This is a genomic window from Methylobacterium sp. Leaf361, assembly GCF_001424445.1.
Taxonomy (GTDB): Bacteria; Pseudomonadota; Alphaproteobacteria; order Rhizobiales; family Beijerinckiaceae; genus Methylobacterium.
This window is the reverse complement of the sequence record NZ_LMPY01000002.1, coordinates 111,052-131,285: the sequence shown is the minus strand read 5'-3', so window position 1 is coordinate 131,285 and position 20,234 is coordinate 111,052. Positions and strand designations below refer to the sequence as shown.

Genomic DNA, 20,234 nt, shown 5'->3' with positions numbered 1-20,234 from the left:
TGTGTCGATGAGCGCGCGCGCGAGGCTTACTCGGCGGCGACCCGGTGGGCCTGCGAGCCGTCGGTCAGGGTCTCGGACTGCAGGCGCTTGCCCGGGGCGGCGCGACCCGGCAGCGGCGGCAGGGCCTTGGCCTTCTCCAGATCGATCCCGGCGCCCTCGGCGACGCGGCGGCCGTAATCCTCGTCGGCGTGCCAGAAGTGCCAGACCATCCGCAGCTGGATCGGCTCCGGGCACTGCTTCATGTCGGCCACGAGGTTGGCGATCAGGTCGTCGCGCTCCCAATCCTGGAACGAGCGGTACCGGACGCCGGCCTGGGTGTAGTCGTCCTCGGTCCGCGAGGTCTGGTAGCGCCCGAGGCGGCCCTCCACCGGCTGGTGGTAGTCCTTGGCGGGCTTCGGCGCCTCGCGCAGGCCCTCGGCCAGCGTCGAGGGCTCGTAGTTGATGTGCTTGTTCGGGCCGGTGCCGTCGACCGTGTAGGCCATCTGACCGTCGCGCTGGTTCGAGTAGACCTTCACGCCGGGCTGCGGCGCGTTGATCGGCAGCTGGAGGTAGTTGGCGCCGACGCGGTAGCGCTGCGTGTCCGAGTAGGACAGCGTCCGCCCCTGCAGCATCTTGTCGTCCGAGAAGTCGATGCCGTCGACCAGCACGCCGGTCCCGAAGGCCGACTGCTCGACCTCGGCGAAGAAGTTGTCCGGCACGCGGTCGAGCACCATGCGGCCCACCGGCAGCAGCGGGAACTGGTCCACCGGCCACAGCTTCGTGTCGTCCAGCGGGTCGAACGACAGGTGGTCGTTCGGGCCGTCCGGCATGATCTGGACGCAGAACTCCCACTCGGGGAAATTCCCGGCCTTGATGTTGTCGTACAGGTCGCGGGTCGCGTGGCCGACATCCTTGGCCTGGATCTCGGAGGCTTGGCTCGAGGTCAGGTTGCGCACGCCCTGCTTCGGCTCCCAGTGGAACTTGCAGAGCACCGCCTCACCCTGGTCGTTGACCAGCTTGTAGGTGTTGACGCCCGAGCCTTCCATCTCGCGGTAATTGGCCGGGATGCCCCAGGGCGACTTCAGGTGCGTCACCATGTGGATCGACTCGGGGTGCTGGGCCACGAAGTCGAAGAAGCGCCACGCCTCCTGCCGGTTCGTCACCGGGTCCGGCTTGAACGCGTGGATCATGTCGGGGAACTTGATCGCGTCGCGGATGAAGAAGACCTTGAGGTTGTTGCCCACGAGGTCCCAGTTGCCGTCGACGGTCTTGAACTTGACCGCGAAGCCGCGCGGATCGCGCTCGGTCTCCGGGCTCTCCTTGGCGCCGGCGACCGTCGAGAAGCGCACGAACATCGGCGTCTTCACGCCGGTCTCGTTCAGCACCCGGGCGCGGGTGTACTTGGAGGCCGGCTCGTCGCCGATCTTGCCGTAGGCCTCGAACCACCCGTGGGCGCCGGCGCCGCGGGCGTGGACGACGCGCTCCGGGATCCGCTCGCGGTCGAAATGCGTGATCTTCTCGATGAACTGGTAGTTCTCGAGCGTGGCCGGGCCCCGCTCACCGACCGTGCGGGTGCTCTGGTTGTCGCGGACCGGATGGCCCTGGCGGGTGGTCAGGATCGGGCGTTGATCGCTCATGCGTACCGTCTCTCCGTACTGCGAAGGCTCTCGGTGGACAGCGAAGTCAGCCTGGAACCGTTCTGGTGAAGGGTTATGACCGGGGCGTGACCCCGAGGCAAATGCATCGTCACAAAGGTTCTGATAGACGCAGCCTATGAATCTGGCCGGCCTCTCCCTCCGCGATCTCGAATACGTCGTCGCCGTCGCCGACGAGGGGCATTTCGGCCGGGCTGCCGAGCGCTGCAACGTCAGCCAACCGACGCTGAGCGTGCAGGTCCGTAAGCTGGAAACCGCGCTCGGCCTGACTTTGTTCGAGCGCTCGAACCGGCGGATCCTGCTCACCGAGGCGGGGCAGGCCATTGTCCGGCAGGCGCGGGTCGTCCTGGCGGAGGCGCAGCGGCTCCTGGCGCTGGCCAGCGAGGGGCGCGGCTCGCCGCTCACCGGGCGTCTCGTGCTGGCGGCGATCCAGACGCTCGGCCCCTACTTCTTCCCGCTGGTGCTGCGGCCCCTGCGCGAGCAGTACCCGCTGCTGATGCTCTCGCTGTCCGAATCGCGCACGGCCGACATCGTCGAGGGTCTGCGCGACGGCCGCATCGACGCGGCCTTGGTCTCGCTGCCGCTGCCCTCGCACGGGCTCGCGGTCTCGCCGCTGTTCGTCGAACCGTTCTGGCTCGCCTGCCCGGCCGAGCACACCCTCGCCCGGGGCGGCGCGCTCTCCGCCAACGAGATTGCTGGGCCGGACCTGCTGCTCCTCGACGAGGGCAACTGCCTGCGCGACCAGACGATCGCCGCCTGCGGCGCCGGTTCGTCGGTCGGCCGCCACGCCACCAGCCTGGAGACGCTCCGCTCGATGGTGGCGGCGGGCGCCGGCTACACGCTGCTCCCGGCCCTGGCAGTTCCGGCGAGCCCCGATCCCAGCGGCCTGACGGTCACCCGCGCCTTCGACGTCGACGGTCCCGGGCGGACCATCGCGCTGGTCTGGCGCGCGAGCGATCCGCGGGCCGCCGGCCTCGCGAGCCTGGCCGCCTTCTTCCGGGCGCACGCGCCCGCAGGCACGGCCGCCTGCCGCGACGGGGAGGCCGTTGCCTGAGCCGCCGCGGACGCCCGCCTTGAGCGGTTGTGAATAGGAAGAGGGGCCGCAACCGGTCTATCAGGGCCGGTGACGACAGGGAGCGGCTCGATGCGGCGCACGATGGTCTGGGCCGTACTGGCGCTGCTGGTGCCCGCGGGGGCGCGCGCCGCGCCGCAGGACAGCTTCGCCCGGATCGACCAGATCAACCGCGCCTCCCTGGTGATGACGGTCGAGATCGGAATCGTGCCGCGGGCGCTCGGCGCGACCGTCGCCCGCGCCCTCGACCAGGTCGCCGCCGACGCCGCCAAGCCGGGGGCCGACCGGCCGGACGACTACCTGCGGATCGAGCCGCTCATCACCGCCATCGCGGGGGCCGACGCCACCCGGATGCATTCCGGGCGCAGCCGCCAGGACATCATCCCGACGGTGCTGAAGCTCGAGCAGCGCGACCGCCTCCTGAACCTCGCGAAGGCCCTCGACGAGGCCCGGGCGGCCCTGCTGGCGGTGGCCGAGCGCGAGGCCGACACGATCGTCCCGGCCTACACCAACGGGGTCCAGGCCCAGCCGACGACGCTCGGCCACGTCTATCTGGGCTACGCATCCGTCCTCGCCCGCGACATTGATCGCCTTCGGGAGAGCTGGGCGCGGCTGAACCTGTCGCCCCTGGGCGCGGCCGCCCTGGGAACGTCGAGCTTCCCGGTGGATCGAAACCGGCTCGCGGCGCTGCTCGGCTTCGACGCGCCGGTGGAGAACAGCTACGATTCCGGCCAGCTCGCGCCCATGGACATGGGGCTCGAGCTGACCGGGCTCGCGGCGAACCTCGCCACCACGGCCGGCAGCTTCGCGCAGGATCTCTACGCGCAGTACCACCAGACCCGGCCCTGGATCCTGCTGCGGGAGGGCGCGCTCACCGGGCCGAGCAGCATCATGCCGCAGAAGCGCAACCCCGTCGCGCTCTACAGCCTGCGCATGAAGGCCAGCGACGTCGTGGGGGCCGCCCAGGCCTTCGTCATCATGGCGCACAACGTCGATTCCGGCATGCCGGACTACAAGCGCAACCAAGCCGAGCCGCCGGGGCGGACCCTGGCCGAGGCCGCCGAGATGTGCCGGCGCTGGACGCGCGTCCTCGACGGGCTGGTCGTGGACCGGGCGCGCGCCGCCGACGAGGTCGCGGCGGACTACTCCACCACCACCGAGCTCGCCGACACGCTCCAGCGCGAGGCCGACGTGCCGTTCCGGCTCGGCCACCACTTCGCGTCCGAGCTCGTGAGCTACGGCCGCAGCCACGACCTGCGCCCGGCCGACCTGCCCTTCCCGGAGGTGCGGCGCATCTACGCCGAGGCCGCGGCCGGGTCGGGGCTGAAGCCGGACCTGCCCCTCGACGAGGCCCGCTTCCGGGCGGCGCTGTCGGCCCGCGGCATGATCGACGCCGCGAAGGGGCTCGGCGGCCCGCAGCCCGCGGAGGTCCGGCGGATGCTGGGCGCCGCGCAGGCGCGGCTGCGGACCGACCGCGACTGGCTCGACGCCCGCCGGAAGGGCCTGGCCGACGCCCGGGCGCGCCTCGACGCCGCCTTCGCGGCCCTCACGCGCGAGCCCTGAGTTCCGCGCGGGGGCGCCGTGCCGAAACTCTGCCGTGAGAGGGCCAATATTGCGGTATAGCGCGCGCCTGACGCCTGCCGGCTGAAGCGGGCCTCTCCCGATCGGTCGCCTTGCCCCCTCTCCGCACCCTCGGCCTCTGGGCCGCCCTCGCCGCCGCGTCCGCGGCCGTGTCGTACGGCCTCATGCAGGCGCAGTTCCCGGCCGCTTTGCTGCTCGGGCCGATGATCGCGGCCATCGCCTTCGGCGTCGGCGGCTCGCGCCTGCGCGTCCCGCGGACCGCGTTCCAGGCCTCCCAGGCGGCGATCGGCTGCCTCGTCGCGCACGCCGTCACCGGGCAGATCGCCCAGACCCTGATGGAAGACGGGCCGCTCATCGTCGCCGTCGTGCTGGTCACCGTCGCGGTCAGCGGCCTCGTCGGCTGGATCCTGACCCGCCTGCGCGTGCTCCCCGGGACCACCGCGGCCTGGGGATCGTCCCCCGGCGGCGCCTCCGCCATGGTGGCGATGGCCGAGGATTTCGGCGCCGATCCGCGCCTCGTCGCCTTCATGCAGTACGTGCGCGTCGCCGCCGTGGTGTTCTCGGCCTCGCTGGCCGCCCGCTTCCTGATGGAGGCCCCGGTCCCGGGGGCGTCGGCCGGCGCCGGCGAGGTCACCGGTCCGCTCTCGCTGCTGGCGACGCTCGCGGTCGCCGTCGTCGGCGCGGGCGCGGCGCTCGCCCTGCGGGTTCCGGCCGGCGCGCAGATCGGGCCGATGGTGCTGGGCAGCCTGCTCCACGCTACCGGGCTCGTCCGGATGGCGCTGCCGGTGCCGCTCCTCGAACTCGCCTACGCCTGCATCGGCATCTACGTGGGCCTGCGCTTCACCCGCGAGACGCTGCGCCTGACCGTCACCGCCCTGCCGGGCATCCTGGTGGCGACCTTCTCGGTCATCGCCCTCTGCGCGGCGTGGGGCTGGGGGCTGACCCTCCTGCTGCCCATCGACCTGCTGACCGCCATCCTCGCCACGAGCCCCGGCGGCCTCGACTCGGTGGCGATCATCGCGGTCGGCTCGAAGGCGGACGTCTCCTTCGTGCTGGCAGTCCAGACCCTGCGCCTGTTCGTGGTGCTGCTCACCGGCCCGCTGCTCGCCAAGTGGATCAGCCGGTCCGTGCCGGAGGCCGCCATCCGATGAACGCCCTGGTCCTCGCCTTCCTCAATTCCTGGCGCGGCCTGCGCCACGGCGCGCGAACCGAGCGGGCCGTGCGCCAGGAACTCGTGCTCCTGGCGCTCGGGATCCCGGTCGCGCTGTTCCTCGGCGCGACGCTCTGGGTGCGCGTCGCCCTGATGGTCAGCCTGCTGCTGATGCTGGCCGCGGAGTTCCTGAACACCGCCGTCGAGAAGCTCTGCGACCACGTCCATCCGGGCCATCACCCGATGATCGGGACCGTGAAGGACCTCGCCTCCGCCGGCACCTTCATGGCGCAGATGGCGGCGCTGCTCGTCTGGGTGGCGGCGCTGGTGGACCGTCTCGGCTGACCTGCCGCGCGCGGGGCGCGCTCGCATCCGCGGGCCGGAGGGTCTATCTGGCCGGCATCGCCCCGCGCATCGGCCGAGACTGCACACCGTGACGGACTACATCCGCAAGATCCTCACCGCCCGCGTCTACGACGTCGCGATCGAGAGCCCCCTCGATCCGATGCCGCGCCTGACGCAGCGGCTCGGCCGGCCGGTCCTGCTCAAGCGCGAGGATCTCCAGCCGGTTTTCTCGTTCAAGCTGCGCGGCGCCTACAACAAGATGTCGGGCCTGCGCCCCGACCAGATCGCCCGCGGCGTCGTCTGCGCCTCGGCGGGCAACCACGCCCAGGGCGTCGCCCTCGCCGCCGCCAAGCTCGGCGCGCGGGCCGTCATCGTGATGCCGCGCACCACCCCCTCGATCAAGGTCGATGCCTGCCGGGCGCGCGGGGCCGAGGTCGTGCTGCACGGCGACGCTTTCGACGAGGCCCTGGCGCAGGCCAAGATCCTCGAGGCCGAGCAGGGCCTGACCTTCCTGCACCCCTTCGACGATCCGGACGTGATCGCCGGCCAGGGCACCATCGGCAAGGAGATCCTGGAGCAGCATACCGGCCCGATCGAGGCGATCTTCGTGCCGGTGGGCGGCGGCGGGCTGGCCGCCGGGATCGCCACCTTCGTGAAGTACCTGAGGCCCGGCACCAAGGTGATCGGCGTCGAGCCCGAGGACGCCGCCTGCATGGCCGCCGCGCTCGCGGCCGACACCCGGGTCAGCCTGCCGAGCGTCGGCCTGTTCGCCGACGGTGTCGCCGTGCGGCAGGCCGGCGAGGAGACCTTCCGGCTCTGCCGCGAGCATCTCGACGAGGTCATCACCGTGGACACCGACGCCATGTGCGCCGCGGTCAAGGACATCTTCGACGACACCCGCGCGGTGTCCGAGCCCTCCGGGGCGCTGAGCCTCGCCGGCGCCAAGCTCTACGCGGAGCGCGAGGGCGGCGACGGCACGCTGATCGCCATCTCGTCGGGGGCGAACCTGAACTTCGACCGCCTGCGCCACATCGCCGAGCGCGCCGAGATCGGCGAGCAGCGCGAGGTCCTGATCGGCGTGACCATCCCGGAACGTCCGGGCGCCTATCGCGCCTTCATTCAGGCGCTCGGCCCGCGCGCCGTCACCGAGTTCAACTACCGCCACTCCCCGGGCTCCGAGGCGCAGATCTTCGTGGGCATCAACGTCGGCGGCGGCAAGCGCGAGAAGCAGGCGCTGATCAGCTCCCTGCGCGACGCCGGCTACCGCGTCCTCGACATGAGCGACAACGAGATGGCCAAGGTCCATGTCCGCTACATGGTCGGCGGCCGGGCCGTGGGGGTGGCGCACGAGCGCCTGTTCCGCTTCCAGTTCCCGGAGCGGCCGGGCGCGCTGATGAAGTTCCTCGAAGCGCTGGGCCCGGACTTCGACATCACGCTGTTCCACTACCGCAACCACGGCGCCGATTACGGCCGGGTGCTCGCCGGGATCGCGGTGCCGCCGGCCGAGCGCGCCCGCTTCGACGCCGTCATCGAGGCGCTCGGCTACCCGGCCACCGACGAGACCGAGAACCCGGCCTACCGCCTGTTCCTCGACGGCGAGGGCGCCGGGGCGCTCTGAGCCCCGGCGGCGGCACGCCCCGCATTACCCGCCGTCAGCTCTCCGCCACGTCGACGGAGGTGACGTCCGGCATCGCTCGCAGCTTCGCCGCGATGGTCTCGAAGCTCGTCCGCGACAGGCGCACGAAGGTGACGGTGACCTCGTCGTGGTCCGGGTCGGGGCCCGGATGGACCGTGAAGGTCCGGACGCGCGAGGCGCGCTCGCCGGTCGCCGCCTGGAGGGTGTCGATCGACATGGTGCCGCGCTTGGCGGTCAGCCGCAGCGTCTGGGCGCGCATTCGGTCGCGCCAGCGCTCCTCGAAGGGCTTCACGCCGGCCAGGATGCCGACGATGAGCGCCGTCGCGGCGAGGGCCGGCACGTAGAGGCCGCTGCCGATCGCCAGCCCGATCGCCGCCACACCCCAGAGGCTCGCGGCCGTGGTGAGGCCCTTCACCACCTCGCCGCGCAGCAGGATCGTCCCCGCGCCGAGGAAGCCGATGCCGGAGACGACCTGCGCGGCGATACGGGAGGGATCGAGCACCACGTGCTCGGCGCCCAGCACGTCGGCGAAGCCGAAGGCCGAGACCAGCATGATCAGGCAGGAGCCGACGCAGACCAGCATGTGCGTCCGCAGGCCGGCCGCCCAGAGCAGCCGCTCGCGCTCCAGGCCGACCACGCTGCCGAACAGGGCCGCCAGCGCCAGCCGGGCCACCATCTCGCCGTTGCCGATCAGGACCGCCTCCGTGCCTCCGCCCCGTGCGGATGGCGCGGATCCTTGCGGCTTTACTGCGGGCGGATCAAGCGATCCCGAGGCCCGCCTTCTCGACCTCGTAGGCGGCCCGCACGGCGGCGGCGCCGTAGGCGCGCTCCAGGCGGCGCACGGTGAAATGTGCCCGCGCGGTCGACTGGAAGTGGTTCATGAAGGCGGTGTTGACCGCCGCCCCGCCGAAGGCGCCGAGGATCGGCACCGCCTGCGCGGCGACCTTCTGGGAGACCACGAGCCCGAAGCGCGCGGCGATCTGCGCGGTGAAGCGGATCAGCGCCGGGGCCGACTGGTCGAGGAGCGTCTTGCTCCCGGCGTAGCGGGCCGCCTCCGACAGGGTCTTGGCCAGCGCGGCGCGGACCGCGAAGTAGCCGCTCTCGGTGAGCGCTGAGCCCGCCTCGGTCTCCGCCATGGCCCGGCCGCCGAGGGCGAAGACCTGCACGCAGGCGAGCGCGCCCTCGGGGGTCTCGAGATCCTCCCCCTCCTCCCGGGCGATCTCGGCGATCGAGCGCAGCATCAGCGTGGTCGAGACCGGCAGCTCGACCGCCAGCGTCGCGAGGCCGAACGCGCCGCCGACCGCGCCCGAGAGTGCCGCCATCGCCTTGTGCTTGGCGTCGCCCGAGCCGAGCAGCCGCGCGAGACGGCTCTCGGCCTTCGCGGCCACACCGCCGAGACCCTCGCCCTCGGCGGGGACGAGTTCCTTGCGCGGCAGCGTCGCCAGCGCGACGCGCAGCGCGCCCCGCATGGCCACCTCGGTGCTGCGGCTGACGGCCTCGGTGACCGGGGCCGGCAGCGATCGGCCGATGATGTCGAGGGGCGCGCCGGCCGCCGCGGAGAGCCGCGCCGCGAGGCTCGGACGCTCCAGCACCTGCACGGCGCGGCGCAGGGCGGCGAGGTCCGCGTCGCTCAGCGCTATCTCTGGCGTCTCGGCCGGCAGCATCTCGCCGGCGCGGGTGAGGTCGCTCGTGCTCATCCGTCGATCCCTGGATCTGTCCCGCTCACGCGGCCCCGGGGGCGCGCGCCGTGGTAGGAAGCTCGGGCCCCGGGATGCGGTTCCCCGGCTCCTGGGCGTCCCGCGCCGGGGCCGCGGCCTCCACCCGACCACTCCGGCGCCCGACCGCGAGGCAGAGCACGAGGACGGGGATTCCTACGAGGGAGGTCATGACGAAGAAGGCCGGGTAGCCGATCGCCGCGACCACGAAGCCCGACGAGCCCGCGATCAGCTTGCCCGGCAGCGCGTAGAGCGAGGAGAACAGCGCGTACTGCGTCGCCGCGTAGGCCGGGCTGGTGAGGCTCGACATGTAGGCGATCAGCACGATCCCCGCGAAGGAGCCGCAGAAATTCTCGATCGAGATGGCCACGGTCAGGCGCCAGATCTCGGGCGCGCCGGCCGCCAGCCACGCGAAGGCGAGGTGGGAGGCGGCGGCCAGGAAGGCGCCCAGCAGCAGCGTCGGGAACAGGCCGAACCGGGCCAGCGCCCAGCCGCCCGCGAAGCCGCCCGCGATGCCGACCCAGATGCCGTAGAGCTTGGTGACGGTGGCGATCTCTTTCAGGTCGAAGCCCAGCGTCCGGTAGAGCGGGCTCGCCATGACGCCCGACAGGAAGTCGGGCAGCCGGAACAGGGCCACGAGCAGGAGGATGCCCCAGAGCGCGCCGCCGAACCGGCCGTGCAGCTCGGTCAGCGGCTCCAGGATGGCGCGGCGCATCGACCAGAACCGCGACCGGCCGGGCGTCTCGGCGGGGGCCGCGCGCGGTCTGTCGAAGGCCGGGGCCAGCAGGGCAGCGATCATCCCGACCAGCATGAGGGCGGCCATGATCAGGTAGGCCAGCGTCCAGCCCCCCGCGGAGGCGATGAACAGCGCGCCCGCGCCGGCGCTGATCAGGCCGAGGCGGTAGCCGAGGTTCGAGGTCGCCGCCAGGATGCCCTGGAAGTCGCTGCCGGCGGCGTCGATGCGCCAACCGTCGATCACGACGTCCTGGCTGGCCGCGCAGAACGCCACCAGGAAGGCCCCGAGCCCGAGGAGCGCGAGGTTGGTCTTCGGGTCCGAGAAGGCCATCAGGATCAGGCACAGGGCGACCGCGGCCTGCGTCGTCACCATCCAGGCGCGGCGGCGCCCGAGCCGGGCGCTCAGCACCGGCACGTTCAGGCGGTCGATCGCGGGCGCCCAGAGAAACTTCAGCGAGTAGGGCAGCGCCACGTAGCTGAACAGGCCGATCGCCCGGACGTCGATGTCCGAGAAGGCGAGGCGGAGCGTGAACGTCCCCAGCACCAGGAGCAGCGGCAGTCCGGACGAGAATCCGAGTGCCAGCATGAGCGCGATCCGCCGGTCCTCGACGATGTCGCGGAGCCGGAAGCGACGCGTCGCCTGTGGCTGGTTCGCCATGGCATGGAACTCCTGAGCGTTCGTGGCCTTGATCCCGCGAAATCGTGGCAGCCTTACGCCGCACCTGTCTCCGCTGGATCGTGCTGTCTTGCGCCCCAATCTTGGTAGAAGCTTGCTTAACGCGGTGTCCACGTCCCGCGGTCGGAGCGCGATGGTGGCGCCGCCGGACGAACGGGGCCACCGCCTGACTGTGGAATGATGCGTTGAGTGCCCGATCCGAGACCGGTCCGCCCCTCGCGACGCTCGTCGACGCGTTCGCGTCGAGCCCGTCGCCGATGGTCATCACCGATGCCCGCGCGCCCGACAACCCGATCGCCTGGGCGAACGACGCGTTCCTGAGCGCCACGGGCTACGCCGCGGACGAGATCGTCGGGCGCAACTGCCGGATGCTGCAGGGGCCGGCCACCGATCGGTCGACGGTGCAGCGGATCCGCTCGGCCGTGGAGGCCGAAGAGCCGATCTCGGTGGAGCTGCTCAACTATCGCAAGGACGGGACGTCCTTCTGGAACGCGATGACCATCACCCCGGTGCGCGACGCCGAGGGGCTCGCCTACTTCTACGCCGCCCAGGCGGACATGACCCATGTCCACCAGATGGAGGTGTCGATGCGCGGCACCAACGACGAGCTGGAGCGCCTCGTCGCGGCGCGGACCCAGGACCTGACATCGGCGCTGGAGCAGAAGACCGCCCTCCTCCACGAGGTCGACCACCGGGTGAAGAACAATCTCCAGGTGATCTCGTCGCTGATGCTCCTGAAGGCGCGGCGCACGCCCGAGGGCGAGGCACGCGACGCACTCCAGGGCATGGCGGAGCGGATCGGCGCCCTCTCGACGGCGCACCGGATGCTCTACTCCGAGGGCGACTGCACGCACTTCAACCTCGGCGACTTCGCGGCCGAGTTCCTGGCCGACATGAATGCCGGCCTGGACCCGGAGCGACGCCGGGTGGAGGCCGACGTCGAGCCGATCGCGGTGGCCGCCGCGATGGCGGCGCCGCTCGCGCTGATGATCCACGAATTGACGGCCAACGCCCTGCGCCACGCCTTCCCGGGCGAGCGCGAGGGGCGCGTGTCGATCGTCGCCCGCCGCACCGAGGGCGGGATGCACATGACGATCCGCGACGACGGCGTCGGCGTCGGCGCGGCGGCCCCGAACCCGGCGGGGTTCGGGCGCAATCTCGTGGAGATGGTCGTCCGGCAGATGCGCGGGACCATCGCCTGGGCGGATGCCGGCCCAGGCACGACCGTCGAGATCGACATCCCGCTCCAGCAGCCGGCTTGAGAAATCGACGTGGAGGCATCAAGCTCGTCGGCCGCGGGGCCGGAGGACGAAGAGCGCATGGGGACCGGGAACGCCGCCGCGGACGCCGGCCTCCGCATCCTCGTGGTGGAGGACGAGGCCCTGATCGCCCTCGAGCTGGAATGCCTGCTGGACGATCTCGGGCACGTCACCGTCGGCGTCGCCGGCAACGCGACGGAGGCCATCGCGATGGGCCGGTCCACGGCGCCCGACGTCGCCCTCGTCGACATCCACCTCGTCGACGGCCCGACCGGCATCGACGTGGCCCGGGCGCTGTCGGCCGACCGGCGCACCACCGTGGTGTTCATGACCGCCAACGCCAAGCGCATCCCGGCCGATTTCGCAGGCGCGATCGGGGTGATCGCCAAGCCTTATTCCGAGCGCGTCGTGGCCAGCACCCTCGACTACGTGGCCGATCGCCGGGCCGGCCGCGACGGGCCGGCCTGCCCGGACGGGTTCTCGCCCGCGCCCGTCTGAGATTCTTCGGGTCAGGCCCCCGGCGCGCGGCCCACGGGTCTCAACCCCGCGCCGCCCGCTCGCGCTTCAGCCGGTAGAGCGCGTCCAGCGCCTCGCGCGGCGTCAGCGCGTCCGGGTCGATCCCGTCGAGCAGCGCGCCCAGCGGATCCTCCGGCGGCGGCTCCGGCGGCGGGGGTGGCGCGAGGGCCGCGAAGAGCGGCAGGTCGTCGATCCGGGCGCGGGCGGGACGGCCCCGCTCGGCTTTCTCCAGGCTCTTGAGGATCGCCCCGGCCCGGGTCACGACGCTGCCCGGGAGGCCGGCGAGCCGTGCCACCTGCAGCCCGTAGCTGCGCTCGGCGACGCCCGGCACGACCTCGTGCAGGAACACGACGCCGTCCCGGTGCTCGGCCACCTTCAGGGTGGCGTTCTCCAATCGCGCCAGCCGGTCGCCCAGCGCCGTCAGCTCGTGGAAATGCGTAGCGAACAGCGCCCGGCAGGCATTCACCTCGTGGAGGTGCTCCAGGCAGGCCCAGGCGATCGACAGGCCGTCGAAGGTCGCGGTGCCGCGGCCGATCTCGTCCAGGATCACCAGGGAGCGCCGGGTCGCCTGGTTGAGGATCGCCGCGGTCTCGACCATCTCGACCATGAAGGTCGATTGCCCCCGGGCGAGATCGTCGGCGGCGCCGACGCGGGAGAACAGCCGGTCGACCCGGCCGATCCGCGCCTCCGCGGCCGGCACGAAGGCGCCGATCTGGGCGAGCACCGCGATCAGCGCGTTCTGGCGCAGGAAGGTCGACTTGCCGCCCATGTTGGGGCCGGTGATCAGCCGGATCCGGCCGCGCGTGTCGCCGGACAGGTCGCAGTCGTTGGCGATGAACGGCTCGCCGGCCCGGCGCAGGGCCGCCTCGACCACCGGGTGGCGGCCGCCGACCACGACGAAGCTGAGCGAGTCGTCGACCACAGGACGCCGCCAGTCGAGCTCGACGGCGAGTTCCGCGTGGCTCGCCGCTACGTCGAGCCCGGCCAGCGCCTCGGCCACCTCGGCGACGGGCTCGGCCTGGGCCAGCACGCGGGCCGCGAGGTCGTCGAAGACGGCGGCCTCCAGGGCCAGGGCCCGGTCGGAGGCGCCCGAGATCTTCGATTCGAGCTCGCCCAGCTCGACGCTGGTGAAGCGCATCGCGTCCACCATGGTCTGGCGATGGACGAACTCGCTCTGCAAGCCCTTCAGGCAGGCCTCGCCGACCGATTGCGGGACCTCGATGAAGTAGCCCAGCAGGTTATTGTGCTTGATCCGCAGGGTCCGGCAGCCGGTCTGCTCGGCGTAGCGCGCCTGAAGGGCCGCGATCACCTTGCGGGAATCCTGTCCGAGGGTCCGCGCCTCGTCGATCTCCGGGTGGTAGCCCGTGCGGACGAAGCCGCCGTCGCGCCGGCTCAGGGGCAGCTCGTCGGCGAGCGCCGCCGCCAGGGTCGCGATGAGCGCCCGGTCGGCCTCGGCCAGATGCTCGGCCAGCCGGGCGAGTTCCGCCGGGAGGCCGTTCATGGTGGCGAGGCGCGCGCCGAGATCCGCCGCGACCGCGAGGCCGTCGCGGATGGCCGCGAGGTCCCGAGGACCCGCGCGACCGAGCCCCGTCCGCGAGAGCGCCCGCGCGAGGTCGGGCGCGCGGGCCAGGGCGTCGCGCAGGAAGCCGCGCAGGCGCGCGTCCTCCACCAGATACGCCACCGCGGCGTGCCGCCGGGCGATGGCGTCGAGATGGGTCAACGGGCCCGCGAGATGCTCGGCGAGCAGCCGCGCCCCGTTCGCCGTCACGGTCCGGTCGATCGTGGCGAGGAGGCTCCCGGCGCGCTCCCCCGAAAGGGTGCGGGTGAGTTCGAGATTGGCCCGCGTCGCCGCGTCGATCGCCAGGGTGGCGCCGCCATCCTCGCGGGTCGGGACCGCCAGGGGCGGACGGGCCGCGAGCTGCGTGCGGGCGATGTAGAGCAGCGCCGCGCCGGCGGCCGCGATCTCGGCCCGGGTGAACTGGCCGAACCCCTCCAGGGTCGAGACCCCGTACTGCTCGCGCAGGCGCCGCTCGGCGGCCGCGGGCTCGAGTTCGGCCTGCGCGAGGGGCACGACGGCGGCGCGGCTCTCCTGCCAGAGCCGCGCGAGGGCCGGATCGGCGTGGATCGCCTCCGACAGGACGATCTCCCGCGGGTCGTGCCGGGCGATGGCGCCGGACAGGTCGCCGCCCGCGACCTCGCTGAGGGAGAAGCGGCCCGTCGAGATGTCCACCGCGGCGAGGCCGTAGGCGACCGCCCCCTCCCCGGTCTTCCGGCGCCCGATGGCCAGGAGGAGGTTGGCCCGGGCCGGGTCGAGGAGCCGGTCCTCCGTGATCGTGCCGGGCGTGACGAGCCGCACGACCTCGCGGCGGACGACGGATTTCGGCCCGCGCTTCTTGGCCTCGGCCGGATCCTCGGTCTGCTCGCACACCGCCACGCGGTGGCCGAGGGCGATGAGTCGGTTGAGATAGTCGTCGGACCGGTCGACCGGCACGCCGCACATCGGGATCTCGCCGCCCGCGTGCTTGCCGCGCTTCGTCAGGACGATGCCGAGGGCCCGGGACGCGATCTCGGCGTCCTCGAAGAACAGCTCGTAGAAGTCGCCCATCCGGTAGAACAGCAGGCAGTCCGGATTGGCGGCCTTGATCTCGATGTACTGCGCCATCATCGGCGTCGCGCCGGCCGGGTCCAGGCCGGGCGTGGGCGTCGAGTCGGCGGTGGGGCGGACGGCGGTTCTGGCCATGCCGCCTCTTAGCAGAGCGACGCCGGCGAATCAGGCCGGGCGAACCGATGCGCCTGGGGAGAAGGCGCCCGGACGCCGCATCGCCGGTGGATGGCGCCCGGATCCGCCACAGCCTGCGCGGGATCCGGGCGCGGTCGCGATGTCAGTAGCGCGGGCCGCCCGTGGTGTTGCCGAGCTGCTGCTGGTAGCCCGGGCGCGACGGGTTGCGGGCGTTCGGGTTGCCGTGGCGCATCGTGTTCATGCGCCGCATCCGGCGCTCGTGCCGGGTCGAGTGATGGCGGTGCATCCGGTGATGATGCATGCGGTGGTGGCGATGCATCGCCACGGTCTCGACCATGTCGGATCCGGCGAAGCCGGGCTGCGCGATCGCGGGCGCAGCCTGCGACGCGACGGTTCCGGCCAGGAGGCCGCCGAAGACCACACCCGCGGTCAGGAAAGAACGAAAAGACATCGTGGAGTAGCTCCGATCAGCCCTCATGGGCCACCACCAAGTGACAAGTGCTCGTCATGTTCCGGAGCGGCGAGCGAAAAATAGTACGTGGCTTCCGAGAAGCGAACGGATTACCGCACCGCCCGACGCGCGTCCGCACGCGCCGGCGCGGAGACTTGCGAGATCCGGCCGTGCATTGAATATCGCTCTACAACTTGCCCGCGTGGACCGGCCCGCTTTCACGCGGGTGCAAGGCGGCTAGCGGAGGAACGCGCCGAGGTCGGCGTTGACCGCCTCGGGCTCCTCGTGGGCGAGCCAGTGGCTGGCCCGCTCGTACCAGCGGAGCCGGCCGGCGTCGCAGTACGCGAGGCTCGCCTCCGCCAAGCCGGGCTGCAGCGCCGTGTCCCGTCGCCCCCAGAGGATCAGCACCGGCACGCGCACCCGCGGCGGCCGCGCCCGGGGCAGCTGCACCAGGGCCCGGTACCAGTTCAGCATGCCGGTCATCGCGCCGGGCTGGAGCCACGCCGCGACGTAATGGTCGAGATCGGCCTGCGCGAAGGTGCCCGGCCGGCTGGAGGTCGTCAGCGCGCGCCGCAGGGCCCGGCCGCGATCCGCCGTGAGCAGCCGCTCGGGCAGGCTCGGGAGCTGGAAGAGGCCCACATAGGTGCTGCGCAGCCACTGACCGGGATGGCGGCGCATGTAGGTGCCGACGATCGCGGGATGCGGCGCGTTGAGGATCGCCAGCCGGTCGATCCGCTCGGGGTAGCGGCTCGCCACCCACCACGCGACGAGGCCACCCCAGTCGTGGCCGACGAGCCGCACCGTGGGCGCGCCGTAGGCGTCGGCCAGGGCCAGGACGTCGCCGGCCAGCCGGTCCAGGTGATAGGCGGCGATCTCCGCCGGCTTGTCGCTGAGGCCGTAGCCGCGCTGATCCGGCGCGATGATCCGCAGCCCCGCCTCGGCGAGCGGCCCGATCTGGTGGCGCCAGCCGTACCAGGATTCCGGGAAGCCGTGCAGCAGGATGGTCGGCGGCCCCGTCTCGGGGCCAGCCTCGGCCACGTGCAGGCCGACCTCCGGCAGGGCGATCCGGCGAAACCTCACTCCCGCGACGGTCATCCTCGCGCGCGCTCCGTCATGTCCGGCTCCCCCGCGGCGGAGAACGCGCGCGTCCTCCGGTCCGATCCGCTCAGAAGCCGAGCGCGGCGCCGTCGCCGGCGTCCGGGGAGAGCTGGTCGCGCAGACGCTCCGGCGCGGTCCGCGTCCAGAGGCACAGCAGCACGAAGGCGGCGCCGTGCAGGAGGGCGTGCGGCCCGGAATGGTCGGCCGCGGCGCGCCGGTCCGGCGCGGAACCGGGCACGGCGCCGGTCGGGGTCTTGGCAGGATGGGTCATGGTTCCGGTCTCCCGATGACGTGTTGCACCGGAGATCGTCGGCGGATGGTCCGGGTTACAGGGCCGCGGGCGCCGCGCGTGCGCCGCCGCACGCGGACATCTCAGCGCACCGGGTCAGCGCACCCGTTCAGCGCATCGGATCGAGCCAGCGCGCGAGGGTCCCGGTCGCGATGCCCGCGCGGGTCTCCCGGTAGCCGAGCTCCGCCGATTCCCGGAAGCGCGACCACGCCCGCAGGTCGATGCCGGAGAGCTGCGGCTTCAGCACGGCGGTCGCGTGGGCCGCCGCCATCAGGCTCTGCGCGTCGCTCGACACGGTGGCGGCGCGCAGGAGCAGCGGGGCCAGGCCCGGCATCGCCAGCGGCGAGCCGATCAGCCTGCGCATGAGCCGTCCGCTCCACCCGCGCCGCGGCATGTCCTGGAACGCCCGGTCGGTCCCGACATCGACGGCCAGGACCGGGCCGCGCTCCAGCCCGGCGGCGACGTCGGCCGGCAGGTTGTTCATCATGCCGCCGTCGACCAGGACGCCCTCGTCGCACAGCACGGGCGGCAGGAGGCCGGGGATCGCGATGCTGGCGCGCAGGGCCTTCGGCAGGTCGCCCGAGCGGTGCACCATGGTGTTGCCGGTCGTCAGGTTCGACGAGACGCAGAAGAACGGCAGCCAGAGGTCCTCGATGCGCACGCCGCCGTAGCGCGCCGCGAGGCCGGCATCGACCTTGGCGCCGCGGGTCAGCGCGTGCAGCGGCAGCGTGTAGTCGTTGATCGGGTTGCTGGTGGCGAAGAACGCCTCGATCTGGGCCTGGATCTCCGCGACGCTCCAGCCCATGGCGAGGCTCGCCGCGATGATCGCGCCCATGCTGGTCCCGCCCACGAAGTCGGGCGCGCAGGAGACCTCGTCGAGGGCCTTGAGCACTCCGAGATGGGCGAGCCCCCGCGCCCCGCCGCCGCCGAGGACGAGGCCGCGCGCCGACCCGCTGGCGAGCCGCGCGAGGCGATGCAGATCCCCCCGGTCGCCGTCCCGGACCTGGATGCGCATCGCCGCGGGCAGCGCGGCGACCTCCGGATGGAGCGCCTTTGGACGCCGGGCCGCGGGGTCCTGGCGCACGACGAGGTCCATGCGGATCCAGTCGGAGCGCACCCGGTCGAGATAGGCCGCCGCGCCCGGCCGCGGCGGCGCGCCGGGCTCGGCCAGGAGCAGGACGTGGTCGCCCCGCCGCTGGCTCTGCCGGCACCAGGGGCAATCGATGTCGTGCGCCGCGAAGATCGTGCGCGCGTGGTCGCCCTCGAAGGCCTGGAACCACGCCTCGTCGGCGCCCTCCGGCCAGTCGGTGAGGCAGCCGGTCTTTCCGGGCAGCAGGGCGTCGAAGGCGGAGGCGAGCTGCCGCGCCACCCGCGCCGGATCGGGCCCCTCGGTCACGGCCAGGATCGTGAAGATCCGCGGCGCGTGGTGGACCGAGTGGCCGTCGTAGATCGCCCGCAGGCGGTCGGCGAGCATCCGGGCGAAGTAGAGGAGCGTGTGCGGGTGCTCGGCGATCACCGCCTCGAAGGCGTCGCGGGTGAGTTGCAGGAGGTGCGAATCGCGCAGCGCCATAACGGTCGCCGCCCGCGGGGCGTCCGACAGCAGGGCCATCTCGCCGAAGGTCTCGGGCGGCCGCAGGCGCGCGATCCGGGTCGGCCGCCCGGCATGGTCGCGGGCCGAGACGCCGACCGCGCCGGAGACCAGCGTGTACAGGGCGTCCCCGGTCTCGCCCTGCTCGAACAGGGTCCGGCCGCCCGGCACCGCCACAGGCTCCATCCGGGCCCGCACGGCCGCGATTGCCGGCGCGTCGAGGCCGGCGAGGAACGGGATCTCGGGGGCGCTCACGCCGGGACCGCCGCGTCGCTCGTCCCGCGCAGGCCTGCCGACGAACCCTGCCCCATCGTTCCGTTCCCGTCCCCGTGTCTTTCGACCACCATAGCGCATGGCGGCCGCCGGTACGCCCCGTGACCGCGGCCCGCATCTGAAACGCCGACGCCTTCGCGCGGCGGCGGCCATCCGCTACAGGCGGTGAAACACCGGAACCGGGAGGAACGCATGTCGGGGCTTGAGCGGATCGCGATCGTGACCGGGGCCGGGACGGGTGTCGGCAAGGCAGCCGCCCTGGCGCTCGCCGACGCCGGATGGCGCGTCGTCCTCTCGGGGCGGCGTCAGGCTCCCCTCGAGGAGGTCGCCGCGCGGATCGGTCACGGGGCGGTGGCGGTCCCGACCGACGTGACCGATCCCGACTCGATCGCCGCCCTGTTCGCGCGCACCAAGGCGGAGTTCGGCCGGCTCGACCTGCTGTTCAACAATGCCGGGATCGGCGCTCCGGCGGTCCCGCTGGAGGACCTGCCCCTGGAGACCTGGCGGCAGGTGGTCGACACCAACCTCACGGCGCTGTTCCTGTGCACGCAGCACGCCTTCCGGATCATGCGCGACCAGGATCCCCGGGGCGGCCGGATCATCAACAACGGCTCGATCTCGGCCCACGCGCCCCGACCGAACTCCATCGCCTACACGGCGACCAAGCACGCCGTGACCGGGCTGACCAAGGCGACCTCCCTCGACGGCCGGGCTTACGACATCGCCTGCGGCCAGATCGATATCGGCAACGCCGACACGCCCATGGGCGGCAAGATGAAGGCCGGCGTCCCGCAGGCGGACGGCTCCCTGCGGGCCGAGGCGGTAATGGATCCGGACCATGTCGGTCAGGCCGTGCTGTCCATGGCGAGCCTGCCGCTGGAGGCCAACGTGCAGTTCATGACCATCATGGCCACCAAGATGCCGTTCGTCGGCCGCGGCTGAACCAACGCGGTTTCCGGGCCCGCGCGGCGACGCCGCGCTGAACGGCTTGGCGGTGCGGACACGCGATCCGGCCTGCCCTGATCCGATCGAGCGGACCGGTCATCGCCGCCGTGCCGATCGGCCGGCCGCGCCCCGTGGCCCACGCGACCCCATCGCGCCGACCGGCGATCGAATCCGGGCCTGAATCCGCGGCGCGCTCCACACACACCTGAGGCTGCGCCGCGAGACGGGGCGCCGCGCGTGCCGATTGACGGCCTCCTCTATAACTCATACAAATCGAATGCCCGAGCTTCTCAAGGTGCGGGCTTGGCCCTCGAAGAGGCTGCCGGCGGCGCCCGGATTGCGCCTCTGCCTGCCGAGCCGGCCAAGTTTGCCGGATCGGCTCCCGCAGGGATATTCGGTCGGGCAGTGGATGGGTGTCGGCCATAGACTAGGTAAGTAAAACATCGAGTTGTAATTGTAAGAAATAATCGATCGACAATAACGGAAGCATGGACTCGCTTCTATTGAAGTCGGAGTCCGGCTGCGAAGCGA

17 protein-coding genes are annotated in these 20,234 nt (G+C 72.4%); 8 read left to right on the top strand and 9 right to left on the bottom strand.

The genetic code is table 11. From position 1 onward, the window contains the following. Positions 1-26 precede the first annotated feature (26 nt). Complete coding sequence (locus ASG32_RS03245; protein ID WP_056522549.1) at positions 27-1,616, bottom strand: catalase; 1,590 nt, start codon at positions 1,614-1,616, stop codon at positions 27-29. Between the two features lie 136 nt (positions 1,617-1,752). On the opposite strand from ASG32_RS03245, the gene ASG32_RS03240 reads away from it, so the two are divergent. The 5 genes from ASG32_RS03240 to ilvA all read left to right on the top strand — a co-directional run bounded on the left by ASG32_RS03240 (position 1,753) and on the right by ilvA (position 7,400). Beyond that, entirely contained in the window at positions 1,753-2,688 is a 936-nt protein-coding gene (locus ASG32_RS03240) for a LysR substrate-binding domain-containing protein (protein ID WP_056522542.1), read from the top strand. Between the two features lie 90 nt (positions 2,689-2,778). Next, a complete protein-coding gene (locus tag ASG32_RS03235; protein WP_056522539.1) occupies positions 2,779-4,269 on the top strand; it encodes an argininosuccinate lyase in 1,491 nt (496 codons plus the stop codon). 110 nt (positions 4,270-4,379) lie between these two features. Beyond that, positions 4,380-5,438 (top strand): AbrB family transcriptional regulator, encoded by a 1,059-nt coding sequence (locus tag ASG32_RS03230; protein WP_056522537.1) that lies wholly within the window; start codon positions 4,380-4,382, stop codon positions 5,436-5,438. Then, positions 5,435-5,782, top strand: a complete 348-nt coding sequence (locus ASG32_RS03225; RefSeq protein WP_020093477.1) for a diacylglycerol kinase — start codon at positions 5,435-5,437, stop codon at positions 5,780-5,782. Before ASG32_RS03230 ends, ASG32_RS03225 begins: the two co-directional genes overlap by 4 nt. A gap of 1 nt (position 5,783) precedes the next feature. Further along, on the top strand, positions 5,784-7,400 hold the full coding sequence (gene ilvA, locus ASG32_RS03220; protein WP_348271881.1) for a threonine ammonia-lyase, biosynthetic: 1,617 nt from the start codon (positions 5,784-5,786) through the stop codon (positions 7,398-7,400). A gap of 34 nt (positions 7,401-7,434) precedes the next feature. On the opposite strand, the gene ASG32_RS03215 is transcribed toward ilvA, so the two are convergent. The 3 genes from ASG32_RS03215 to ASG32_RS03205 all read right to left on the bottom strand — a co-directional run bounded on the left by ASG32_RS03215 (position 7,435) and on the right by ASG32_RS03205 (position 10,526). Then, the gene (locus tag ASG32_RS03215; protein ID WP_082557725.1) at positions 7,435-8,094 is read right to left on the bottom strand and encodes an MgtC/SapB family protein; all 660 of its coding nucleotides are present in this window, start codon (positions 8,092-8,094) and stop codon (positions 7,435-7,437) included. 82 nt (positions 8,095-8,176) lie between these two features. Continuing rightward, positions 8,177-9,115, bottom strand: a complete 939-nt coding sequence (locus tag ASG32_RS03210) for an EcsC family protein (RefSeq protein WP_082557724.1) — start codon at positions 9,113-9,115, stop codon at positions 8,177-8,179. A gap of 25 nt (positions 9,116-9,140) precedes the next feature. Then, the gene (locus tag ASG32_RS03205; protein ID WP_056522528.1) at positions 9,141-10,526 is read right to left on the bottom strand and encodes an AmpG family muropeptide MFS transporter; all 1,386 of its coding nucleotides are present in this window, start codon (positions 10,524-10,526) and stop codon (positions 9,141-9,143) included. 203 nt (positions 10,527-10,729) lie between these two features. Between ASG32_RS03205 and ASG32_RS03200 the strand changes: the two genes are divergently transcribed. Beyond that, the gene (locus ASG32_RS03200; RefSeq protein ID WP_082557723.1) at positions 10,730-11,806 is read left to right on the top strand and encodes a histidine kinase dimerization/phosphoacceptor domain -containing protein; all 1,077 of its coding nucleotides are present in this window, start codon (positions 10,730-10,732) and stop codon (positions 11,804-11,806) included. Positions 11,807-11,863: 57 nt separating this feature from the next. Next, a complete protein-coding gene (locus tag ASG32_RS03195; RefSeq protein ID WP_056522525.1) occupies positions 11,864-12,301 on the top strand; it encodes a response regulator in 438 nt (145 codons plus the stop codon). A gap of 40 nt (positions 12,302-12,341) precedes the next feature. Here the strand turns inward: ASG32_RS03195 and mutS are convergent, their stop codons facing one another. The 5 genes from mutS to ASG32_RS03170 all read right to left on the bottom strand — a co-directional run bounded on the left by mutS (position 12,342) and on the right by ASG32_RS03170 (position 18,740). Continuing rightward, on the bottom strand, positions 12,342-15,059 hold the full coding sequence (gene mutS, locus ASG32_RS03190; RefSeq protein ID WP_056522522.1) for a DNA mismatch repair protein MutS: 2,718 nt from the start codon (positions 15,057-15,059) through the stop codon (positions 12,342-12,344). Between the two features lie 142 nt (positions 15,060-15,201). Beyond that, on the bottom strand, positions 15,202-15,510 hold the full coding sequence (locus tag ASG32_RS03185) for a hypothetical protein (RefSeq protein ID WP_026604979.1): 309 nt from the start codon (positions 15,508-15,510) through the stop codon (positions 15,202-15,204). A 237-nt stretch (positions 15,511-15,747) separates the two neighbouring features. Beyond that, positions 15,748-16,605, bottom strand: coding sequence for an alpha/beta hydrolase (locus ASG32_RS03180; protein ID WP_056522519.1), 858 nt, complete (start codon positions 16,603-16,605; stop codon positions 15,748-15,750). A gap of 70 nt (positions 16,606-16,675) precedes the next feature. Continuing rightward, positions 16,676-16,879: a hypothetical protein gene (locus ASG32_RS03175; RefSeq protein ID WP_020093487.1), complete on the bottom strand. Its 204-nt coding sequence runs from the start codon at positions 16,877-16,879 to the stop codon at positions 16,676-16,678. A gap of 127 nt (positions 16,880-17,006) precedes the next feature. Then, positions 17,007-18,740 (bottom strand): patatin-like phospholipase family protein, encoded by a 1,734-nt coding sequence (locus ASG32_RS03170; RefSeq protein WP_056522516.1) that lies wholly within the window; start codon positions 18,738-18,740, stop codon positions 17,007-17,009. A 210-nt stretch (positions 18,741-18,950) separates the two neighbouring features. On the opposite strand from ASG32_RS03170, the gene ASG32_RS03165 reads away from it, so the two are divergent. Further along, positions 18,951-19,700, top strand: a complete 750-nt coding sequence (locus tag ASG32_RS03165; protein ID WP_056522513.1) for an SDR family oxidoreductase — start codon at positions 18,951-18,953, stop codon at positions 19,698-19,700. Positions 19,701-20,234: the final 534 nt, after the last annotated feature.